18 protein-coding genes are annotated in these 22,231 nt (G+C 44.2%); 14 read left to right on the top strand and 4 right to left on the bottom strand.

What is annotated here, in order from left to right; all coding sequences use genetic code 11:
• Positions 1-207: 207 nt before the first annotated feature.
• The 3 genes from HF312_00175 (at position 208) to HF312_00165 (ending at position 2,821) form a co-directional block, all read left to right on the top strand.
• Entirely contained in the window at positions 208-1,407 is a 1,200-nt protein-coding gene (locus HF312_00175; protein ID MCU7518598.1) for a phosphoglycerate kinase, read from the top strand.
• A gap of 183 nt (positions 1,408-1,590) precedes the next feature.
• Complete coding sequence (locus HF312_00170) at positions 1,591-2,490, top strand: rhomboid family intramembrane serine protease (GenBank protein ID MCU7518597.1); 900 nt, start codon at positions 1,591-1,593, stop codon at positions 2,488-2,490.
• 16 nt (positions 2,491-2,506) lie between these two features.
• On the top strand, positions 2,507-2,821 hold the full coding sequence (locus tag HF312_00165) for a DUF4296 domain-containing protein (protein MCU7518596.1): 315 nt from the start codon (positions 2,507-2,509) through the stop codon (positions 2,819-2,821).
• On the opposite strand, the gene HF312_00160 is transcribed toward HF312_00165, so the two are convergent.
• On the bottom strand, positions 2,818-5,433 hold the full coding sequence (locus HF312_00160) for a RecQ family ATP-dependent DNA helicase (GenBank protein MCU7518595.1): 2,616 nt from the start codon (positions 5,431-5,433) through the stop codon (positions 2,818-2,820). The two genes, HF312_00165 and HF312_00160, sit on opposite strands and share 4 nt — an antisense overlap.
• Positions 5,434-5,813: 380 nt before the next feature.
• On the opposite strand from HF312_00160, the gene HF312_00155 reads away from it, so the two are divergent.
• Positions 5,814-6,755: an NAD(P)-binding domain-containing protein gene (locus HF312_00155; protein MCU7518594.1), complete on the top strand. Its 942-nt coding sequence runs from the start codon at positions 5,814-5,816 to the stop codon at positions 6,753-6,755.
• A 4-nt stretch (positions 6,756-6,759) separates the two neighbouring features.
• Positions 6,760-7,980: an acetate kinase gene (locus tag HF312_00150; GenBank protein MCU7518593.1), complete on the top strand. Its 1,221-nt coding sequence runs from the start codon at positions 6,760-6,762 to the stop codon at positions 7,978-7,980.
• 79 nt (positions 7,981-8,059) lie between these two features.
• On the opposite strand, the gene HF312_00145 is transcribed toward HF312_00150, so the two are convergent.
• The 3 genes from HF312_00145 to HF312_00135 form a co-directional block, all read right to left on the bottom strand.
• Positions 8,060-8,665, bottom strand: coding sequence for a bifunctional nuclease family protein (locus tag HF312_00145; protein MCU7518592.1), 606 nt, complete (start codon positions 8,663-8,665; stop codon positions 8,060-8,062).
• A gap of 106 nt (positions 8,666-8,771) precedes the next feature.
• Positions 8,772-9,740 carry an electron transfer flavoprotein subunit alpha/FixB family protein gene (locus HF312_00140; GenBank protein MCU7518591.1) on the bottom strand — a complete coding sequence of 323 codons (969 nt, stop codon included), beginning with the start codon at positions 9,738-9,740 and terminating at the stop codon, positions 8,772-8,774.
• Between the two features lie 14 nt (positions 9,741-9,754).
• On the bottom strand, positions 9,755-10,501 hold the full coding sequence (locus tag HF312_00135) for an electron transfer flavoprotein subunit beta/FixA family protein (GenBank protein MCU7518590.1): 747 nt from the start codon (positions 10,499-10,501) through the stop codon (positions 9,755-9,757).
• A 177-nt stretch (positions 10,502-10,678) separates the two neighbouring features.
• On the opposite strand from HF312_00135, the gene HF312_00130 reads away from it, so the two are divergent.
• The 9 genes from HF312_00130 to HF312_00090 all read left to right on the top strand — a co-directional run bounded on the left by HF312_00130 (position 10,679) and on the right by HF312_00090 (position 22,229).
• A complete protein-coding gene (locus HF312_00130; protein MCU7518589.1) occupies positions 10,679-11,131 on the top strand; it encodes a DoxX family protein in 453 nt (150 codons plus the stop codon).
• 38 nt (positions 11,132-11,169) lie between these two features.
• Positions 11,170-11,553: a hypothetical protein gene (locus HF312_00125; GenBank protein ID MCU7518588.1), complete on the top strand. Its 384-nt coding sequence runs from the start codon at positions 11,170-11,172 to the stop codon at positions 11,551-11,553.
• A gap of 114 nt (positions 11,554-11,667) precedes the next feature.
• Complete coding sequence (locus HF312_00120; GenBank protein MCU7518587.1) at positions 11,668-13,572, top strand: protein kinase; 1,905 nt, start codon at positions 11,668-11,670, stop codon at positions 13,570-13,572.
• A 34-nt stretch (positions 13,573-13,606) separates the two neighbouring features.
• Positions 13,607-14,875: a UDP-N-acetylglucosamine 1-carboxyvinyltransferase gene (gene murA, locus HF312_00115; GenBank protein MCU7518586.1), complete on the top strand. Its 1,269-nt coding sequence runs from the start codon at positions 13,607-13,609 to the stop codon at positions 14,873-14,875.
• 10 nt (positions 14,876-14,885) lie between these two features.
• Entirely contained in the window at positions 14,886-17,105 is a 2,220-nt protein-coding gene (locus HF312_00110) for a hypothetical protein (protein MCU7518585.1), read from the top strand.
• A 71-nt stretch (positions 17,106-17,176) separates the two neighbouring features.
• Entirely contained in the window at positions 17,177-18,580 is a 1,404-nt protein-coding gene (locus HF312_00105) for an HD domain-containing protein (GenBank protein MCU7518584.1), read from the top strand.
• A gap of 244 nt (positions 18,581-18,824) precedes the next feature.
• Entirely contained in the window at positions 18,825-20,171 is a 1,347-nt protein-coding gene (locus HF312_00100; protein MCU7518583.1) for a TolC family protein, read from the top strand.
• A gap of 23 nt (positions 20,172-20,194) precedes the next feature.
• Complete coding sequence (locus HF312_00095; protein MCU7518582.1) at positions 20,195-21,475, top strand: efflux RND transporter periplasmic adaptor subunit; 1,281 nt, start codon at positions 20,195-20,197, stop codon at positions 21,473-21,475.
• A 28-nt stretch (positions 21,476-21,503) separates the two neighbouring features.
• Entirely contained in the window at positions 21,504-22,229 is a 726-nt protein-coding gene (locus HF312_00090) for an ABC transporter ATP-binding protein (protein MCU7518581.1), read from the top strand.
• Positions 22,230-22,231 lie beyond the last annotated feature (2 nt).

Genomic DNA, 22,231 nt, shown 5'->3' with positions numbered 1-22,231 from the left:
TTTAAGATAGATACTATCTTTTTTAAAGACGCAGTTTCCCTATTAAAATAGGCTGCGTCTTTTTTTATATTTATACATTCTGATCTTTCCAGGCAATTTTTATCAGCCTGAATGATCGCAAAAAGTAAAAAGGCTTCAGCATGGGGGAAGTATGAAATGTAGCTCTTTTACTTATTTTTTCATAAATTATTTTTAAGCGGAGGATAAATGAACAAATTGTCAATTGACCAGGTGGATCTCAAAGGCAAAAAAGTCCTGGTAAGAGTGGATTTCAACGTGCCTTTGGATGAAAATCTGAATATAACCGATGATATCAGAATAACCTCATCTTTACCTACTATAAAGAAGATAATAAACGAGGGGGGAAAGGTTATTTTAATGAGCCACCTGGGAAGGCCCAAGGGTCAACCAAACCCCAAATACAGCCTTAAGCCGGCGGCAAAAAGACTTTCCGAACTGCTCGGAAAAGAAGTTAAAATGGCTCCCGACTGTGTTGGTGAAGAGGTAAAGAGCCTTGTTAATTCAATGAAGGACGGCGACGTGGTTCTGCTTGAGAATTTAAGATTTCACGCAGAAGAAGAGAAAAACAATCCTGAATTTGCAAAGCAGCTTTCAGAGCTTGGCGAAGTTTACATTAACGACGCCTTTGGAAGCGCTCACCGCGCACACGCTTCTACAGAAGGAGTGACAAAGTATATTAAGGTTAATGCCTCAGGATACCTGATGCAGAAAGAGCTTGATTACCTGGGCAAGGCAATCTCAGAACCTGAAAGGCCGTACTGCGCAATCTTAGGCGGCGCAAAGATATCGGGCAAGATTGACGTTATACAGAACCTTTTCCCGAAGGTCGACACACTGATCATTGGGGGCGGCATGGCTTACACTTTCTATAAGGCCATGGGTTATGAAATAGGCAAATCGCTTCTTGAAGAAGAGAAGATTGGTCTGGCCAAGGAAATACTTGAAAAGGCAAAGAACTCAAAGGTCAACTTCCTGCTTCCGGTCGACGTAGTGGTTGCAGATGATTTCAGCAACGATTCACCCTCAGAAGTTGTGGACATCAAGAATATTCCTGCGGAGAAGATGGGAATGGATATAGGTCCAAAGACAATTGAACTTTTTAAGGCCGAGGTCTTAAAGAGCAAGACTGTCATCTGGAACGGCCCAATGGGAGTTTTTGAATTTGACAATTTTGCAAAAGGCACAAATGCAATTGCAGAGGCGCTTGTTGAGGCCACAGGAAAGGGTGCAACAACCATTATAGGCGGCGGAGACTCGGCAGCTGCAATTAAGAAAGCCGGGCTTGAAGAGAAGGTTTCGCACGTCTCGACCGGCGGCGGAGCATCACTGGAATTTCTGGAAGGAAAGACTCTTCCCGGAGTTGCAGCATTAAATGAAGCAAAATAGCCTCAACTGGCTTTTGCTTACGGATAAATTGAAGGGGCGCGCATTTACGTGCGCGTTCCCGTATTTTTTTTAGGATTCTCCTGAAACCCATGAGAGCTTCAGAGTGTATCAGAATTTGAAATGAATTATTTTTTTCTGTAATATGTTTTAATTTAAAGAAGGTAAAAGAAAAAAGGAAGTTTAATGTATTCCGAGCGTGATTATTACAGGCCGACCGGTTTCGGCGGTTTCAGCTTTTTTCCACCGGTGATCAAAAATCTTTTGATCATTAACGTCGTGGTGTTTCTGGTTACAAATTTAATTCTCTCGAGCGTAAGCGTCGACGGTGTTATAGCCAGTGACAAGATAAACCAGTATTTCGCCCTCATGCCCTTAGGGCACGGGTTTTTTATCTGGCAGCTCATAACTTACCAGTTCCTCCACGGAAGTTTTTCTCATATCTTCTTTAATATGTTTGCGCTCTGGATGTTCGGAATGGAAATTGAAAACTTGTGGGGATCAAAGAAATTTCTCATTTTTTACCTGGTCTGCGGAATAGGCGGCGGCCTTGCGCACCTTCTGCTCTCACCTGTGATTGCAGATATGATGGCTCCAACAATCGGCGCCTCAGGCGCAATTTACGGCGTGATGATAGCCTTTGCAATGATGTTTCCAGACAGGTATATCTTCATTTACTTCCTCATTCCAGTAAAGGCAAAGTACCTGATTGCTTTTCTTGTTGTGCTTGAATTCCTCTCGGCAGGAGATATGTCTCTCGTAGCGCACCTGGCTCATATAGGCGGCGCCGTAGTGGGTTTTGCATTCATACTGCTTGATTCCAGGAGCGGCTTCAGCCTGAGGAACATCTTTTCGTCGTATAAGAAGCCTTATTCACCCCGGCAGGCACAGTTCCGGAGGAGGCCTTTTATTAACAACGATGAAAAAGTTGTTGACGCAGATTATTATGAAATAAACAAAAAAGAAGAAAATCCGATTACACAGGAAGAGATAGACCGAATACTCGACAAGATAAGCCAGAGCGGATATCAGAATCTGACAGAGCGTGAGAAGAAGATCTTATTTGAAGCCAGCAAGAGAAGTTAAAGCAAGAGAATTAAAATTGAAATCCTTAAAATATCTCGGGATAATACTGTTTGTCTTTGCTCTTAGTTCATGCTCCGACAGGAAAGTAATCAAAGACGACGAAAAGTTTGCCGCATTTTATGTGGATCTGCTGATTGCATCTGAAAAAAGCAGCGGCGACATTAACGTGGTTAAGTCTGAAAGGCAGAAGGTATTTGCCAAATATGACATCTCATTAGAAGAATATAAAGCCACACTTAATTACTACTCTGAAAAGCCCGAACGCTGGAAGGACTTTTTTGACAAGGTAAATGCCCGTCTTGCCGCAATAAGAAAGAATAACAAGGTTTAGCGCCGTTTCTTATTTTTCATTTTTGCGGCGGCAATTCTGATAAGGGGGAATCCAATATTTTCAGGAAGGCGGCTTTTCAGGTCCTTCAGATCCATATAGCCTTTACCGATTTCATCTGTTATAATGGCGTAATCATTTCCCTGGAAAAGGTATGATATGTCCAGATCCGGAAACATCTCAAGGATTGTTTCAATCTGCATCGATATAACGGTCTCATTAAGCTTTCTTAAGGATGCTATGTCTGAAAGAGGGTAGCGCTCTTTAAGAAGCGCATAGGTTTCACTTAAGACCTGCGGCACCTGTCTTTGACTGTCCTCTTTTTTACCCTCAGGCCTGCTCTTAATAAATTCCTGAATGACCTCAAGAAAATTCTGCCCTATTTTGTTAAACATGCGCTGGTTAAAACCCTTTACTCCCAGAATTGCACTGTAGGATGAAGGCTTAAGCTTTGCAAGCTCTCTTAGGACCGCGTCGGGGCATATGAGTTCGTCTGCCTGCTGGAACTTCCGGGAAGCCTGGCTTCTGACCTCGCGCAGACTATTGAAAAGCTCCAGGCTGTCTTCAGCATCGCGCGGTTCCTCCACATTTTGAAGAATAGGGGAGAAGTCCCTTTCATCCAGGAATTCCAGTCCTTTCTTCGAGATAAGGATTTTTTTCCTGTAGGAGCCTTCATGTTCAAGCAAGGACTCTGCATAAAGCGATTCAATAACGCTCTTAAGTTCTGTTGATGAGTATTTGGAGCAGCTTCCGAAAAGGGGGGATGAGCCCATCTGGGCCGCAGAAGATTTTCCCTGCAGAAGGGCAATAAGTTTTGCCTCTGAAATACCATCGCAACTTTCGGAAGCCGCGCGGAGTATCAGCTCCGAGAGGTAATCCGAAAGGGAAGAGGGCACTTCGGTGTTTCCAGTGCAGTTGTCACACTTGCCGCAGCTGAAGTTATCGTCATTCTGTCCGAAATAATTAACAATAAATTTCATCCGGCACTTATCAGAATATGCGTAGCTTACCATCTCATCAAGCTTCTTCCGGGCGTTATTGCAGTTACGCATTATTTTGTCGTATTCCAGGAAAAGGTATTCATCCCTGACCCTGGTTTTTGTAAGCGCCACCCTGTTATCAGATGTTGGCCTGATGAGGTCCATTATGCCCAGGCTGTCTAAGAGTTCAAGAGTCTGATAGACGTATTCAGGTGAAATGCCGTAGTTTGCCGCCAGTTCCTCGGGTGATATCGGAGTAGGGGAGTTAATAATTCCTGTGCCGTATTTCTTCAGGAGGATAACTATTATATCTCTTAAAGTGTTGTTTGAAACAGACTTTGTATATTCCTTCAGCGTTTCAACGTCGCAGGTAAACTGCGCCATATACTTCTGTCCGAAGGAAGAGACCGGTTTTATGTAGCCCGCCATCTCCAGGGAATTAAGGACTGAACTAAGGAGAGTCTTAGAAATGTCTTTTTTAATATAGCCTGCAATATAGGTTTCATTAACAGGTATGGGCTTATCCGACTTTGTCCCGAGGGCAATTCTGCCAAAGTCGCATAAAGCATTATACACGCCCGTAATAAGATCCTTATCGGGGTATGAGTTCCGGATAAAATATTCGTGTATTTGCCTGTCGTTTTCATCGAAGAGCATGACGGCATGCGAGTCTTTGCCGTCGCGTCCAGCGCGTCCGATCTCCTGGTAGTAACTTTCAATTGTACCCGGCATGTTGTAGTGAATGACGAGCCGTATATCTTTTTTATCTATACCCATGCCGAATGCGTTTGTGGCAACAATAATGTCAATTTTGCCGGAGAGGAATTCCTCCTGGATATGTTTTCTTCTTTCCGCTGCAAGTCCCGCGTGGTAGCAGGCGGCATTAAGGTTATAAAGGTTAAGGAAATCCGTGATCTGTTCGCATTTTTTTCTTGAAGCGGCATAGATAATTGCCGGTGTGCCATAGGAGGAGACAAGATTAAAGCATTCGATTTTTTTCTTCGTCGTTTTAACTACGCTTAAGGAAAGGTTTTCTCTTTCAAAGCCCTTGATGAAGACTCTGGGATTTTTCATCCCGAGCTGCAGTGCAATATCCTCAACAACTTCAGGCGTTGCAGTAGCCGTGAAGGCCGCGATTTTTTTGATGCCTGTATATTCGGCAAAGCTCTTTATTTTCCTGAAGCCGGGGCGGAAGTTATGGCCCCATTCAGAAATGCAGTGGGCTTCATCGACAAAAAGGTATTCCGCATTAAGCGACCTTATCTTATCTGCAAACTGTCCCGCCTCCAGTTTTTCCGGGGCCAGGTATAAAAGTTTTATTTTACCTTCTACAATGCCGCGGAAAATTTCTTCTGTTTCAAGGTATCCGACCGTGCTGTTAATAAATGCAGCAACGGTTTCTGTACTGTTCAGCTGGTCGACCTGGTCTTTCATCAGGGCAATAAGAGGGGATATAACGATTGAAAGCCTCGGGCTCATAAGCGCAGGGACTTGAAAGCAGATTGACTTACCGCCTCCGGTCGGGAGGATGGCAAGAACGTTTTCTCCCTCCAGTATGGATGTGATTATCTCGCGCTGTCCTGTGCGGAAAGTCCCGTGTCCAAAGTATTTCAGCAGAATTTCTTCAGGGGTCATTGTATACAGAATTTAATTTGCGACTAACGTAAAGGAAAAAAAGACTTGTTGAAGCTAAAACAGAAGCTCTCTTTTTTGACACTATTATAAGAAAATTAATCCTTTGAATAAACAAAAATTACTCCCTTTTTAAGGAATTTCTTCAGGTTTCCTGTGGTTTTAATAAAGAGGGAGATTAAGCTCTTGTTCTCATTTTAACGCCCATTGATTATTATTTATAATAAAGGATAAATAAATATATTGAATATGAGCTGATTTAGGGAGTATTTTCTGGAACAAAAATTGCTCTTTTTTAGCATCTGCCGGGTAACATACATTTCAATTCAGACATAAAACACACTGGCAAAAGTTTAAAAAATATATATAGGTAAGAACCAATTATGGACGAAGAAAAATTAAAACTAGAAGATCTCCTCGGTGTAGCTCCGCAGAAGGAAGAAAAAGAAAGAATTGATTTAGTGGCTATAATCGGAGCGGGCGTTATGGGGCAGGGAATTGCACAGACTGTTTCCTCCTCAGGGGTAGATGTTCTGATCGTGGAAAAAGATGAAGAGCATCTTAACTGCGCAAAGCAGAACCTGTCGGAAGCCATGGACAGGGAAATCGGGCGCTGGGCGATGACAAAAAGCGAGAAGAAGTCAATCCTCAGCCGCATTAAATGGACAGTTGACATTAATGACATTGCGGACTGCGACCTTGTAATTGAGGCCGTGGATGAAGATCTGGAGCTGAAGAAAGGGATTTTCAGACAGATCGATTCAATTGCACACCCGAGCACAATTCTTGTTTCAAACACCTCCACACTCAGCCTGACTAAAATTGCAGAAGTAACAAAAAGAACGGATAAGATTGTTGGAATGCACTTCCTCAATCCTGTACCTAAGATTCCCTTAGTTGAGCTGGTAAAGGCTTTTGACACCTCAGAAAACACGCTTGAAAGGGTAAAGGAATTTGCAAAGAGGATAGGCAAAACCGCTGTTGAAGTTTATGAATATCCGGGCTTTGTAACTACAAGAGCCATTGTGCCCCTTCTTAATGAAGCAATGTACATACTAATGGAAGGTGTTGCTACGGCCGAGGGTATTGATACGGCAATGAAGATGGGATACAATTTCCCGATGGGTCCTCTTGAAATGGCAGACGCCATGGGGCTTGACGAGGTTTTAGCCTGGATGGAAACACTCTGGAAGACGCTGGGTGAGCCGCGCTACAGGGCATGCCCGATACTGCGCAAGCTCGTGCGCGAAAAGAAGCTGGGGCGCAAGACGGGAGAAGGTTTTTATAAATACAACACTGACGGCAAACAACAGGAGATTAAATAAATAGATGAAAGTATTAGTATTAAACAGCGGCAGCTCCTCAATCAAGTACCAGTTCTTTGATACGGAAGAGAAGCTTGTCCTTGCAAAAGGCCTGGTTGAAAGAATAGGCATGAGCGGTGCTATTTTAACGCATGCACCTATCGGAAAAGAAAAAATAAAGATTGTAGGTGAAATCCTCGATCACTCAATTGCAATTGAATATGTTATTGCGGTTTTATTAAGCAAGAACCACGGCGTGATCAAAGATAAGAGTGAAATTGATGCCGTAGGCCACAGGGTTGTTCACGGCGGCGAGACTTTCTCAGGTTCAGTTTTAATTACAGAGGAAGTTATGCAGGCGCTTAAGGACAATATTGAGCTTGCGCCGCTTCACAATCCGCCTAACATTAAAGGCATTGAGGCAGTCTTAAAGCAGATGCCGGGAACTCCGCAGGTTGGTGTTTTCGATACGGCATTCCACAGCCAGATGCCGCCTCATGCTTACCTTTATGGTATTCCATACGAGCTTTACAAGAAGTACAAGATAAGGCGTTACGGTTTCCACGGAACCTCTCACCTTTTTGTTTCAAACAGGGCCGCAGCTATGTTCGGGCGCCCGGTTGAAGAGCTGAAGATTATAACGGCACACCTGGGCAACGGGTGCAGTATTGCCGCTGTTGACAAGGGGCGTTCAATAGATACCTCAATGGGTTTTACCCCTCTTGAAGGGCTTTTAATGGGAACAAGGGGAGGCGACATGGATCCCTCACTTATTCTCTATGTAATGGGAAAAGAAGGCCTCTCGCTTTCTGAAGCCAATACTCTCTTAAACAAGCACTCTGGCCTCATCGGCATCAGCGGCGAAAGCAGCGACATGAGGGAGATTGAAGCTGCCGTCAAGGAAGGCAACAAGAAGGCAAAGTATGCTTTTGACGTGTTTACATACCGCATCAAGAAATATATAGGATCCTATATAGCTGCACTGGGCGGCGTGGATGCTCTCGTTTTTACGGGCGGAATTGGAGAAAATTCCGAAGTGGTTCGTGCGGCCGTGTGTGAAAATATGGACTATCTGGGCATAAAGCTGGATCAAAACATAAACAACAGCAGGCCTGATGGAGAAGTGCTTATTTCGGAAAGCGACAGCAGGGTTAAGATTTATAAGATACCTACAAATGAAGAGCTTGTAATAGCGCTCGATACGGAGAAGATAGTCTCAGAGCAGACACTTCAGGCTGTAAAATAAATTTGACGTGGTAAAATAAATTTTGATGTGTTCATAAAGTATAATAAAAAAAGCCGGTTAAATTTTTAACCGGCTTTTTTTAGTTCTGATCTGTCATCTTTTTAATTTCATCTCTTATTCTGGCCGCCCTTTCATAATCTTCTTTTTCAAGGGCCTCTCGCAGCTGGTTCTGAAGTGAAGCCAGTTTGGATTCCCTCGATCCCGAAGGAGCGGCTTTTTCAGTGGGTTCCTCGTCCGGCATATTCTCCTCCATATTTTCAGCGGCTTCTTCTTCTCCCGAAGGAATAAAAGCAGCCGCCTTCATAACCTCCTCATTAACATAAATAGGGGATTGTGTTCTTACGGCAAGTGCAATAGCGTCACTGGGCCTCGAGTCGACGTCGTTTGTCAGGGAAGACACTTCAAGGACTATTTTAGCAAAGAAAGTATTATCCCTCAGTTCATCGATAAGGATTTCCTGCACAGCCGCACCCAGGTTATCTATGACATTCTTGAGAAGGTCATGTGTAAGGGGGCGCGGGGGCTTGATGCCTTCAATCTCGAGTGCAATTGCCTGGGCTTCGAAAGCCCCGATAATAATCGGGAGTCTTCTTACGCCATAGACTTCCTTTAGAAGGATTGCATACGCACCACCCGCCGAAGGAGTGGATGATAAACCAAGTATTTCCACCTGAACTTTATTCAATTACTACCTCTTTTAAGGTTAATGAGCCTTATTATAAAATATGCTTTTTTTTCAATTCCACAAATCCGTAAAAAGGGATTATGGGGAAAAAAGGGCCAGGGGACTTTTAACCTTTAATTTTTTTTATCTCTTCTGTCAGTGCCGGCAGAACTTCAAAAATATCACCTGCTATGCCGTAGTCGGCCACTCCGAAGATGGGAGCGTCCTTATCCTTGTTTATAGCGACGATATATTTGGAGGATGACATTCCTGCCAGGTGCTGGATTGCACCGGAGATACCGACTGCGATATAAAGGTTAGGAGAAACGGTCTTCCCCGTCTGCCCGACCTGTTCGCTATGAGGTCTCCAGCCTGCATCGACCACGGCACGTGAGGCTCCGACTGCGGCGCCAAGGGTGTCTGCCAGTTCCTCGACCAGGTGGAAGTTTTCCGGAGCCTTGAGGCCGCGGCCGCCTGAGACTATAATTTCAGCCTCGGCTACGTCGAGCTTGCCCTCGGACTTCTTTACTTCCACTACTTTTGTTCTGAGATCAGGGTTTTCGACGTTTTTAGCCGTGACTTCAGCCTTATTGTCAGCCAATTCACCGATATTAAAAACGTTCGGGCGGAGAGTAAAGATTTTCTTCTGTGAAGTTATTTTTGCCTCAACGAGTGCCTTGCCGGCAAAGACCGGGCGTGTAGCAGTAATTTCACCGGATGAAACCTCCAGGCTCACGCAGTCCATCAGTATTCCGGCTGCAAGTTTTACACAGACAAGAGGTGCAAGATCTTTACCCATTGCAGTATTTGAGAAAAGTAAAATGTCTGCATCTGTTGTTTTTGCGTAATCTGAAACCAGAGCGGCGTATGCAGATGAGGAATAATTTGCAAGACTCTCACTTTTGAAGAAAGTAACCTTACCTATACCGTATTTGCCGACGCTTTCAAGATCTTCAACGTTATTTCCGATTGCCACGGCTTCAACTTCATAATTAAGCGCAGAAGCCAATTTTACGGCTTCTTTAGCAGTCTCCAGAGAAGACTTCTTAAGGATGCCATTCCTTTGCTCTAAAAATGTTATGATTTTATTTGCCATAATTCAATTCCCTTTTAAATGACTTTTGCTTCTTCTTTAAGTAAACGGACCAGTTCGGCAACTGCAGTCTTATCGGTGCCGATAATTCTGCCGGGCTGTTTCATTGCCGGCTTTTTCATCTTTAAGATCTCAAGAGTTTTCCCGGACTGTTGAGCGGGTTTTTCTTCGATTACTTTTTTCTTGGCCGCCATTATGCCTTTAAGTGAAGCATATCTTGGTTCATTTAAGCCTTTCTGGGCTGTAATTACAGCAGGGAGGCTGGTTTCAACGACTTCACGACCGCCTTCAATTTCTCTTTCGGCAATAATTTTACTGCCCTCAATTTTCAGATCAACAACTACCGATACGCAATTATATCCGAGCATTTCAGCCGTAAGCTGTCCTGTTATTGAGTTGTCATAATCAACAGATTGTTTGCCGAAAAACACGAGTTCGGCTCCCTGTGCCTTAATTTCCTCTGAGAGTGCCTTTGCCACTGCAACAGGGTCCCTCTGAAGGTCATCCTTCAGTAAAACTCCCTGGTCAGCTCCCATGGCAAGGGCCTTCCTGATAGTTTCTTTATTTGCTTCTTTCCCCAGACTAATGACGACAACCTCACCACCCAGCTTTTCCTTTGTCTTCAGGGCTTCTTCTACTGCAAACTCGTCATAAGGATTGATTATGTAGGTAACGCCGTTAGGATCAATTGTCTTACTGTCAGAACCGATAACAATTTTTGTAGCAGTATCCGGAACGTGACTTACGCAGACTGCTATTTTCATTTTACCTCCAATTAATTCGAAAGATTCATCAAAAATATAAAGATACACAGATATAAAATCAATTACACTAAAATATTGCTTTTTGCGTCCTTTTCAAATTTTTTGTGCGGAATTTCTTAGAAACTGACAAATCATTTTACTATACTATATTCAGACGCAAACCAAGAGAGGAGTACTATGAAGAAACTGCTGTTCGGGCCATGGGTAAATGCTTCTGTTGTAATTCTTTTACTGAGAATTATTCTGGGAGTTGTCTTTATTGCCCACGGGGCACAGAAGGTCTTTGGTGCCTTTGGTGGAAAGGGGCTTAGTGTAACGATAGGGATGTTTACAGGCATGGGGATCCCGCCTGTTCTTGCATATATGGATGCATTTGGTGAATTCATTTTCGGCATACTGGTTCTGCTCGGCCTTATAACAAGGGTTGCTTCGGCAGGAATTGCAGTAATAATGCTGGTTGCAATATTCAGGGTACACCTGCCAAACGGTTTTTTTGCTCCCGCAGGAGTTGAGTTCCCACTGACGCTGCTAACAATAGCAATTACAATTTTCCTCTACGGCAGCGGAAGGTATGGAATAGATTACTTCTGGGAGAGGAAGAGCCGGGAAAAAGGGGTGGATTTTTCATAGCCATACCCGTATTGTAAGTGAAATAATGGAGGAGCCTTATGTATGAAAAACGCCACGAGCCTCTTCTTCCCAAAGCCGAGTTCCTCTTAAGAATGCTGAACCACTTCTGGGTGGCCTCAGGCATTGTTGTGCTTTCGCTTTTTGCTGGAATTGCGGGCTACCACTACATTGAGGGGCTGGGCTGGGTAGATGCAATTCTGAATTCTTCGATGATCCTGGGCGGCATGGGTCCTGTAAACCCAATCAGTACAAGGGCAGGCAAACTTTTTGCTTCGGCTTATGCATTGTTCTCCGGCATTGTTTTCCTTGTAATTGTAGGTGTTCTTTTTGCTCCTGTTTTCCACAGGTTCCTGCACAAGTTCCACCTGGAGTTTGATGAGGATACGGATAAGCCTTTAAAGGGTAAAAAGACCGGGAAATAGGTTTTTATTCGGCTCATGAAGTTGTATTTGCATAATTATATTTTTACTTTTAGCTGAAAAAAATCGGCATTATCTGACACTTCCTGTAAATTTCCATTTATTTTTAAGTCAAAAATGATCGGCAAAGTAATAAATAATTATAAGATTATCTCACAGCTGGGCCAGGGCGGCATGGGTATTGTCTATAAAGCCTTAGACACCAGGCTGGACAGGTACGTTGCCATCAAGATCTTAAAGCCGCAGGTTGTAAAGAATGCCCGTTTCAAGGAAAGGTTTGAAAAAGAGGCTAAGAACCAGGCCAAGCTTTTACACCAGAACATTGTTCCTGTTTTCGGATATCTTGAAGAGGAAGGCCTCCTTGGAATTGTAATGGAATACGTTGAAGGGGAGACGCTTGAGCATCTGATTGAAAAAAGGCAAAGGCTGGATTTAAGCGAGGCTTTACCGATTATTAAGCAGGTCCTTTCAGCAGCAGCATACGCGCATTCGAAAAAGTTTGTACACAGGGATATCAAGCCCTCAAATATAATTATTAACTCAGAGGGTGTTTCCAAGATAATGGATTTCGGAATATCGAAGTCCATAGTTGATAAAACGCTTACCAGCCCGGGAAGAAACGTTGGCACGCTTCTTTACATGAGTCCAGAGCAGATAAAAGGGGAAGAAGCCAATATTGAGAGCGACATCTACTCTATAGGCATTACCTTGTTTGAAATGCTAGCCGGGGCTCCGCCCTTTAACTTTGAAACCGAGCAGGAGATAACCGAAGGGCACCTGAAGAAAGATCCACCGGACCTGCTTGCATTAATGCCGGGCTTGCCGGCAAAGATCGACAGCATAATCAAGAAAGCATTAAGTAAAAAGCCTCAGGCAAGGTTTTCCACGTGCCAGGAGTTTTTGTTTGAGCTTGAGGCTCTGGAAGGTGACATGCCTGTTTTTACGGGGCAGGAAGGTTCCTTGCGGCAAAAGAGAAATTCACAAGGGTATAAGTTTAAAGCTATTTTTTATTCATTTTTAATCGTAGTTTCGTTTCTGGGTATAATTTATTTTTCTTTTTCGCAGGTGCTTGAGCTTTGGAAAAGCGGGCGGAACCCACTTGCTCCCGCTCTGGCGGGTAAAGAAAAGCAGGCCCTGATTCCGGGCTATAGCGGGGAAAAGCTGAAATATTTCAGGTGGAACCTATTAAACAGCAGCCTGAAGGATGACCTTAACTCAGTTTTCTTTACAAACGATTCGACGGGCTTTTGCTGCGGCAGTAAGGGGCTTATTTTAAGGACAGTTAATTCCGGGCAGAGCTGGGAGAAAATTCAAACGCCTATTGACAGGACCCTCTTTGACGTTGCCTTTACGCGCTCAGGCGTGGGCTTTGCCGTCGGTGAAGGGGGCTTAGTCCTAAGGTCAGGCGATCAGGGGCTGAGCTGGCAGAGGGTAGATGTCAGGTCCACGGACGTACTTTTAAGGGTAAAATTCACTAGCAGCTCAACCGGGTTTATTCTGGGAGCAGGAGGCACTGTCCTCAGGACTCCGGATGAAGGGGATAGCTGGGTGAGAGTGGACATTCCGTCAGAGAATACACTGTTCGACATAGATTTTCCGGATGCCAGGACAGGTTTTATTGTAGGCTGGAACGGGGAGTGTTTCAGAACTATGGACAAAGGACTCAGCTGGGAGAAAAGGCCCTCCTTCAGCTCAAACTATCTGAGGGCTGTTAAGTTTATAAACAGCAGGACAGGATTTGCCGCAGGCGGCAACGGGGAAGTCTTTATGACGGACAATTCAGGCCAGGACTGGAGGAAGGTTAAGGGGAGCCTTAATTCGGGACTGTCGGCAATTGAATTTATTGATGAAAAAATAGGTTTCATTGTAGGCAACCAGGGTAAAGTTCTCCTTACTAGTGATTCGGGCTTAAACTGGTCGGAGGCCAGGACGAATGTATTTGCCTCTTTAAGCAGGATAAAACTGACTCCGGGCAAGAAGGTCTATGCTGTCGGCGTAAATGGAACCATTGTAAAATTTTAAATATATTTGATACTATTTAGCTAAAGGATGAAAATTGGATAAATTTGTAATTACAGGTGGAAAAGCCTTAAAAGGGAAAGTAGCAGTAAGCGGAGCAAAGAACGCGGCACTGGCTATTATGCCCGCGGCTCTGTTAAATGCAGGAGAGAATGTTTTATATAACACTCCTGAAGTCAACGATGTCTATACGATGATCAAGCTTCTGAACAACCTGGGAGTTGAGACTGAGTTTAAGGATTTTACATTAAGATTCGATACGTCAAACATTACAAGCCAGACAGCTCCTTATGAGCACGTAAAGAAAATGAGAGCATCGGTTTACGTTTTAGGCCCACTTTTATCGCGATTCGGGTATGCCAAGGTATCTCTTCCCGGAGGGTGCGCCTGGGGTCCGAGGCCTATAAATCTGCATCTTGAAGGCTTAAAGAAAATGGGAGCCGATATTGAGCTTGACGGCGGCTATATTATTGCAAAGGCCGATAAGCTTAAAGGCGCCAGGATCCATTTTGACGTGTCTTCCGTTGGGGCTACAGGAAACCTTATGATGGCTGCAACGCTGGCCAAAGGGACCACAATAATTACGAACGCGGCAATTGAACCTGAAATTACTGTCCTGGCAGAATACCTGGTCAAGATGGGTGCCAGGATAAACGGCATCAACACTTCAGTAATGGAAATTGAGGGCGTTGACGAGCTTAAGGCAGCTGAGACAACAAATATACCGGACAGGATTGAGGCCGGTACACTTCTTATTGCAGGCGCAATTACGCGCGGGAAAGTGGAGCTTGAGAACGTTACCCCTGGTCACCTGGATGCTGTATTAGTAAAGCTGGAAGATTCCGGGGCAAATCTCACGGTTGATAAATCATGCATTAAACTTGATGCTACAAACTTGAATGATATAAAGCCTGTTGAAGTTGCAACTTCCATTTACCCGGGATTTCCAACAGACATGCAGGCGCAGTGGACAGCATTTATGGCTTTGGCCGACGGGGTTTCAACGGTTACCGATTCAATATATCTTGACCGCTTCAAGCACGTGCCGGAGTTAAACCGTCTGGGTGCAAATATTGAGATCAGGGAAAACAGCGTTGTAATTAAAGGTGTGAAAAAGCTTAAGGGTGCAAAGGTAATGTCGACCGACCTTAGGGCCAGCGCTTCATTGGTTCTTGCGGGCCTTGCCGCTGAGGGAGAAACCGAAGTGCTCAGAATCTATCACCTGGACAGAGGCTATCAGAGAATTGAAGAAAAACTGATCTCAATGGGTGCCCGTATAGAAAGGGTTGCCGGGGCGGAATATTAAACCTTAATTGATGAAAGCCATATTCAAACAGAAAATACTGACTTTTGAACTTTTACTGCTGCTAATAGGCAACATAGTACTTCTGAATCTGCCCCTTACTAATCTTTTAGGGTATGAGTATTCCGCCATAAACGGAATACTCATTACTTTATTTAGCGGCATACTTGCAATCTCGCTTCTTAAGAAGGGTGCCGTTGAAAAAGACGCGGCCATTTTCCTCAGGGAACTCTTTCCAAGCATACTTCTTATATTTCTACTTCCTCTTGCAATGGGACTAATTGCAGCGCTTTTTACAAAAAACTGTTCTTTAATCCAGGGGGTATTTTATTACCTGGTCTTTACCATGCCGGCTTCAGCAGTCGGGAGCTCACTTGGGGTAATCTGTTATCCTGTGTCAAAAAAGTACAGCTATATCATTTTTACGGCTCTTTTTCTTATAATTTTATTTCTGCCTGTTTTATATATCTATTTTAATCCCCAGATATATTTTTATAATCCAATTATAGGGTATTACCCGGGTACAATTTACGACGAGGCGGTAAAGATTGATTTTAAGCTCATAATCTACAGACTGCTGAACATATTATATTTTGCCTCCGCAGCCTGTGCGGCACTAAGGCTTATAAGGAAAAAGGATATTAAGGCTGGCCGCAAGGCAGCGTTCTATGCTGTTACTTTACTTACAGCGGTGTTATTTATCCTTTCCGGCGACTCTTTGGGATATTCAACTACTAAGTCCAGGCTTATCCGTGAGCTATCCGGGCACGCCAGCTCCGAGCACTTTGAAATATATTACGACACCAGAATTGAGGCTAAAGCCGTCAAGAATATCCTTCTTCACAACGAATATTATTTTGAAGAGATATCAGAGGCTCTTAAGGTAAAGCCTTCAAAGAAGGTGACAACGTTTTTGTTCTATGATTCAGAAGAAAAAAAAGATCTCTTCGGCAGTGCAAATGCCGACGTGGCAAAGCCGTGGCTTTACCAGTTATACATAAATTACGGCAATTATGAACGCACACTTCAGCATGAAATAGTGCACTGCATTTCTTCGGAATTTGGTGTTACGCCCTTTAAGATCTCTTATGGATTTAACCCATCTTTGCTTGAGGGGCTGGCTGTAGCGCTTGAGGACGAAAGTGACGGGCATACGGTTCACTATATGGCTTCACTTGCATATAACAATAACTTTAAGTTTCCGATAGAAAGACTGTTTCAGGGTCTTAATTTTTTCGGTGAACTCTCCTCGCTTTCGTACATATACTCGGGCTCTTTTATCAGGTTCCTCATAGATAAGTACGGAATAGATAAGTTTAAGGAGATCTATAAGGGAGGTGATTACCAGGAGGTTTACCGCAGGCCATTAAGCAGCCTGACTTCTGAGTACTACGCTTTTATTTCCTTATACAGCCCTAAAGGGAGCCCTGAGGAAGCGGAATATTATTACGGGCGAAAGCCTATATTTAAGAAAGTCTGTGCAAGATTTCTGGCTGAAAACATAGAGCGCGCCTGGGATATGTACAACGCGGGCAGGTATGCTGAGGCGGGGAATTTTTTCTGGAGGCTTCTTAAATATTCGGAATCCTACCAGGCGCTTTTAGGATATGTAATGAGCCTAAAGAAACTGGATAAGCCAGAGGCGGCACTGGACGTACTAAAGGAGAATCTGGATAAGTACAATAAGACCTCATACTTCTACAACCTGGAGCTCATGGCGGCAGATTTATATGCAATAAATAAGAATTTTGAGGAAGCCCGTGCCATGTACCTAAAGCTTTTGGGGCAGAAGGCCTCAAGGGAGTATGACTATTTAAGCCAGGTTAGGCTTGAATTGTTAAAGGACACCTCACTGACTTTAAGATATCTTTCAGGCAGCGACTTTGACAAGTATACTATATTAAAGAAGATGAACAGTGACTCAATTAGTTATTCAGCAATACCCGTTATAAGTGACCTTTCTGAAAGGCTTAAGGAAAATTACAGCACTTTTATGGGGCAGTGGACGGGCAGGATCAGTGTCGGGAGCTTCCAGTCGAGCTATGCGGCCTTCAGGCTTTCAGGCTATGCCTTAAATAACATGGAATTTCAGGACGCCCGGAGGCTAATGGTTATGGCATTAAGCTACAAAGGCGATAATGACTACCAGGAGGTGCTGCGTCCGGGGCTGAAAAAGTTGAACTGGTTCATTAATTTTGGAGAAATGACACTCTCAAAGGCAAAATGGCAGTAAATTTTGAAATTGATGCTGTTTAAGGAAGCTTTTTTTCGTTAACTTTATATTTTTAAGATTGACCCTTTATTATGGAATTTAAGTCTCATTTACTGGAAAACCCTTTATTTGAAACAGCCTCAGAAGCTGCCGGCAAGCTGGGCTTTAAGCTTTACATTGTGGGCGGGTATGTACGTGACCTGGTGCTTCAAAGGCCTAGAAGTGAAATAGATTTTCTTGTCGTTGGAAGCGGCACCGAATACGCTTCGGCCCTGGCAAAAGAGCTGAAAGTAAGTAAAATAGCGGTTTACAAGAACTTTGGAACGGCACACTTCAGGTATGGGGAGCTGGACCTGGAATTTGTAGGAGCCCGGAGGGAATCCTACAACAGGATGAGCCGCAAGCCTGTAGTTGAAGAGGGGACTTTTGAAGACGACATCAAGCGCAGGGATTTTACCATAAATACTCTTGTCATTTCATTAAACAGTGAAGATTTCGGAAGTCTGCTGGATACATTTGAGGGGCTTAAGGATATAGAAAAGAGGGTAATCAAAACCCCACTCGACCCATTTGTAACCTTCAGCGATGATCCTTTAAGGATAATGCGGGCCGTAAGGTTTGCCAGTCAACTGAATTTTGAGCTTGATGAAACGACCTACAAGGCAGCAGGTGAAATGGCCTCGAGGCTTCAGATCATCTCGCAGGAGAGGATAACGGATGAATTCCTGAAAATCCTGATGTCCCCGAAGCCCTCGGTAGGCTTAAAGCTTCTTTACGAGACTGGGATAATGAGGATAATTTTTCCTGAGATTGCCAATTTGGCCGGGGTTGACCAGAGGAAAGATTACCACCACAAGGATGTTTTTCTGCATACCTGCACGGTAGTAGATAATATTTCAGAGATGACAGATAACGTCTGGCTCCGTTTTGCCGCACTTTTGCACGACGTTGCAAAGCCGCAGACGAAAAAGTTTATTGAAGGCACAGGCTGGACATTCCACGGGCACGAGGAGGCAGGGGCCAGGATGATGGAGGAAATATTCCACCGCATGAGGCTTCCTTTGACAAAGCTTGAGTATGTAACCAAGCTTATCAGGCTGCACCTGAGGCCGATTGCGCTTGTAGACGAGGAAGTGACAGATTCCGCCATAAGGAGGCTTATTGTGGCTGCCGGGGATGACCTGGAGGATCTGATTACCTTATGCCGCGCGGACATTACGAGCAAGAACATAAAAAAAGTCTCCAGGTATCTTGCGAACTATGAGAAAGTAATGAATAAGGTCCGGGATGTTCGGGAAAAAGACAGATTAAGAGCCTTCCAGTCGCCTGTCCGCGGCGAGGAAATAATGCAGATATGCAACCTGAAGCCTTCAAAGAAAGTAGGGGAGCTAAAGAAGGCCATTGAAGACGCGATTCTTGACGGTAAGATAGGAAATAATTACCAGGAAGCATATGATTACCTCATGAAAATAAAAGAGGAGTTCCTGAAACAGTAACTATTTCCCGTTTTTTTGAGCCTTTTGAGGCTTCACGGGTTCAAATGAATCCTTTCCATTCTTTTAAGGGGCCGGCCCCGATTTTTTTTATAGACCTATGTAACTTTTCATCTTTTCAGTTCGTCCAAATATACGAGATTGCAAAATTTGTTTAATTGCTTCATTTGGGGGATTCAAATCCTTCAAAATGCAAACTTTTTCGGGATTAACTATTTTTCACGCCGATACATAACAGGAGTAAATAATGCGCTTTTATATCTCATTGTTGATGATATTTCTTCTTTCCATTAATGCAAAGGCACAGCAGAGTTTAACTTTGGATGATGCCGTTAAAATAGCGCTGCAGAAGAATACTACATTAGCAAAAAATGTTGTAAGCCTGAAGTCCAACGAATCGAACCTAAAGGCAGCCTATGGGCAGCTTTTGCCGAGCCTTGGTGCCTCAGGAAGCTGGAGGTGGGACAGGTCAGAGGGTCCGGGGGGAACATTTGTTCAGGGAGGTACACTGGTTTTCAGGTCGGGCAACCAGGAAAGCCGTGCCTACACGGCAGGGGCACAGACGCAGTGGACCTTGTTTGACGGTCTGGCAAACTTTGCCACAATTTCGCAGAGAGAAAACGACCTTGAGGCTGCCCGCCTGTCTTTGGAGAGGGTAAAGCAGGATATCGTTTTTAATACAATTGCCGACTATTACCTGGTCTTAAATGCAAAGCAGGTCTTAAAGGTCAGGGAAGATGATTTGGCTTACAACAAGAAAAACCTTGAGATTTTTACAGAAAGGAACCAGCTTGGTGCTGTTACGCTGGCTGACGTCTATGCCCAGCAGGTAAACGTAGGAAATTCAGAACTGGCTTTAATTCAGGCTAAAAATGACCTGGATACGTATCAGAGCCAGCTTATGACATACTTAGGGCTGGATGTGATGTCGGAGATTAACATATCTGACCCGATTGAAACCGACACTACGAGGGTTTTAGAAGGCGAGCAGTTCTTAAACCAGTACAGCAACATCAGGGCTGCAGTTGAAGATGCCCTAAATAATAGGCTGGATTATAAGAGCGCACAATATAGATTAGAGAGTGCAAACAACGGAATTACAATAGCAAAAGGGTATTATTATCCACAGCTGTCGAACAATAATTCATTCGGATCAACGGCCGGATCGATGAGTGAGCTTTTTAAGAGCAGGGGGTATTCGGTTGGACTGACTTTAAGCCTTCCTATATTTTCCGGATGGGCCACTGAAAACAATGTCGAGTATTCGAAGGTTCAGGCAAAGACGAGGGAAATTGAATTAACAGAGCTGGAGCGCCAGATAAAAATTGATCTGAAGAAAACATACCTGGATTTTCAGGCGGCACAGAAAAGGCTGGAAGTGAGCGCCAAGAACGTCCTTTCTGCACAGCAGAACCGCCAGATTGAACAGGAAAAGTACAACATAGGATCAGGTACATTTGTCAACCTTCTGCTTGCAAGCTCAAACTATACACTTGCTCTGCAGACGAACATCAATAACAGGTTTGATTTCTACAGGCTGAAATCACAGCTGGAATACTATTTGGGTATATTAGATTATAAAAAATTTGAATAATTTATTGCAAGGGAGATAATTCAATGGCAAACGGAAACAAAAAGAAATCCAGGAAGAAAATTTATATTTTCAGCGGAATAGGGCTCATGGTGACTGTCCTGGTCTTACTGCTCGTCTTCAGCGGTAACAAAGAGCAGATCATTCCCGTACAGACAGAATCTGTACAGAAAAGAAATATTACACAGAGGGTATCTGCCACAGGAAAAATTAACCCTGAGTACCAGGTAATAATAACTCCCGAAGTAACCGGAGAGATTGTTGAACTTCCTGTGAAGGAAGGTGACATTGTAAGGAAAGGTCAGCTGCTTATAAAAATAAAGCCTGATACATACATGGCAGCGCGCGACAGGGCAGCCGCAACGCTTGAAAGCGCAAAGGCCGGGCTGCAGAGGAGCAAGGCGGTCTTAGACAAGGTAGCTGCTGATTATAAGAGAATTCAGGAGCTCTACAGGAAGAAGCTTTCAAGTGACGCCGAGCTGGAGCAGTCAAAGTCAAATTTCCTGAGCGCACAGAGCGATTTCGATTCACAGAAGTCATCTGTAGCCCAGTTCCAGGCAGCTCTCAAGGAAGCACAGGAGAACCTATACAAGACGACTATTTATTCTCCGATGAACGGCACCATTAGCCAGCTCAACGTTGAGCTTGGTGAAAGGGTGCTTGGTTCGGGCTTCAGCCAGGGTACAAACATCATGACGGTTGCCGACCTCTCGAAGATGGAAGCAACGGTTGAAGTTGATGAAAACGACGTGGTGCTGGTTTCGCTCGGCGACACTGCAAAGATTCAGATAGATGCCTTTGGAAACAAAGAGTTCAAGGGAGTTGTCTCACAGATAGGCAACAGCGCAAAGACAACGGCTGAAGGCACGCAGCAGGAAGTGGTAAACTTTGAAATAAAGATCAGGCTTACCGATACCGACAACAGCATCAGGCCCGGAATGTCTTGCAACTCAGACATTGAAACCGAAACAAAGAATAATGTACTTTCCGTTCCGATTCAGAGCGTAACAGCCAGGGGCAACAAGGCTCCTGAAGTGAAGAAAGAGGGTGAAGACAGCGGCCCCATCCAGGTTAAGAACGATAAGATCAAGGACAAGAAGCCGAAGGAAGTTGTATTTGTAATTGAAAACAACAAGGCCAAGATGAAAGAGGTTAAGACCGGTATAAGCGACGACAACTACATTGAAATCATAAGCGGACTTACCGGCAATGAAAAGGTTGTAAGCGGTTCATACAGGGCCATTTCACGCGAACTGGCAGAGAATTCAAACGTAAGGGTTGAAGGCGCAGGCAAAGGCGCTAAATAAATAAAGCAATTAAAGAATCGGATATAAAATGAATATAATAAACATTGAACATATCAGCAAAGTATATCAGGTTGGTACAGAAGAAGTTCATGCTATAAGGGATATATCGATAAAGATAGACAAGAATGAATATGTAGCCATAATGGGCCCTTCGGGGTCAGGCAAATCGACTTTGATGAATATGCTGGGATGCCTGGATACGCCGACAAGCGGCATATATGATTTCAAGGGAGTTAACGTAAGCCAGATGACAGACAACGACCTGGCAAAGGTGAGAAACAGGGAGATCGGTTTTGTCTTCCAGACATTCAACCTTCTTCCCAGGTCCGATGCGCTTCATAACGTTGAACTTCCGCTCATCTATGCCGGGGTTCCCTCACAGGAAAGAAAGGAAAGGGCAAAAGAGGCACTCATCAATGTGGGCCTTGAGGACAGAATCCACCACAAGCCGAACGAGCTCTCGGGCGGACAAAGGCAGAGGGTAGCTATTGCGCGCGCACTGGTGACAAAGCCTGCAATCATACTGGCCGACGAGCCTACGGGCAACCTGGATTCAAAGACAGGTGAAGACATCATGACCTTGTTCAATGAAATTTATCTGCAGGGTAATACAATTATTCTTGTAACGCATGAGGAATACATTGCAGAGCATGCCGCAAGAATTATCAGGATCAAGGACGGTTTAATTGAACGTGACGAGCCCGTAAAGAACAGGTACATACCGAACGGGCGTAAATTTACTGTCAACCAATAAAA

Source organism: Ignavibacteria bacterium (assembly GCA_025612375.1).
In the GTDB taxonomy this organism is placed as follows: domain Bacteria; phylum Bacteroidota; class Ignavibacteria; order Ignavibacteriales; family SURF-24; genus JAAXKN01.
Note: the sequence above shows the minus strand (reverse complement) of the source record. Positions and strands in the feature narration are given on the sequence as shown.

What these genes read in the sequence shown, in the direction of transcription:
- HF312_00125 (MCU7518588.1), top strand. Translation starts at nt 11,170, where the DNA reads ATGTATGAAAAACGCCACGAGCCTCTTCTTCCCAAAGCCGAGTTCCTC.
- HF312_00140 (MCU7518591.1), bottom strand. Translation starts at nt 9,740, where the DNA reads ATGGCAAATAAAATCATAACATTTTTAGAGCAAAGGAATGGCATCCTT.
- HF312_00160 (MCU7518595.1), bottom strand. Translation starts at nt 5,433, where the DNA reads ATGACCCCTGAAGAAATTCTGCTGAAATACTTTGGACACGGGACTTTC.
- HF312_00090 (MCU7518581.1), top strand. Translation starts at nt 21,504, where the DNA reads ATGAATATAATAAACATTGAACATATCAGCAAAGTATATCAGGTTGGT.
- HF312_00095 (MCU7518582.1), top strand. Translation starts at nt 20,195, where the DNA reads ATGGCAAACGGAAACAAAAAGAAATCCAGGAAGAAAATTTATATTTTC.
- HF312_00175 (MCU7518598.1), top strand. Translation starts at nt 208, where the DNA reads ATGAACAAATTGTCAATTGACCAGGTGGATCTCAAAGGCAAAAAAGTC.
- HF312_00155 (MCU7518594.1), top strand. Translation starts at nt 5,814, where the DNA reads ATGGACGAAGAAAAATTAAAACTAGAAGATCTCCTCGGTGTAGCTCCG.
- HF312_00100 (MCU7518583.1), top strand. Translation starts at nt 18,825, where the DNA reads ATGCGCTTTTATATCTCATTGTTGATGATATTTCTTCTTTCCATTAAT.
- HF312_00150 (MCU7518593.1), top strand. Translation starts at nt 6,760, where the DNA reads ATGAAAGTATTAGTATTAAACAGCGGCAGCTCCTCAATCAAGTACCAG.
- HF312_00120 (MCU7518587.1), top strand. Translation starts at nt 11,668, where the DNA reads ATGATCGGCAAAGTAATAAATAATTATAAGATTATCTCACAGCTGGGC.
- HF312_00110 (MCU7518585.1), top strand. Translation starts at nt 14,886, where the DNA reads ATGAAAGCCATATTCAAACAGAAAATACTGACTTTTGAACTTTTACTG.
- HF312_00105 (MCU7518584.1), top strand. Translation starts at nt 17,177, where the DNA reads ATGGAATTTAAGTCTCATTTACTGGAAAACCCTTTATTTGAAACAGCC.
- HF312_00130 (MCU7518589.1), top strand. Translation starts at nt 10,679, where the DNA reads ATGAAGAAACTGCTGTTCGGGCCATGGGTAAATGCTTCTGTTGTAATT.
- HF312_00170 (MCU7518597.1), top strand. Translation starts at nt 1,591, where the DNA reads ATGTATTCCGAGCGTGATTATTACAGGCCGACCGGTTTCGGCGGTTTC.
- HF312_00135 (MCU7518590.1), bottom strand. Translation starts at nt 10,501, where the DNA reads ATGAAAATAGCAGTCTGCGTAAGTCACGTTCCGGATACTGCTACAAAA.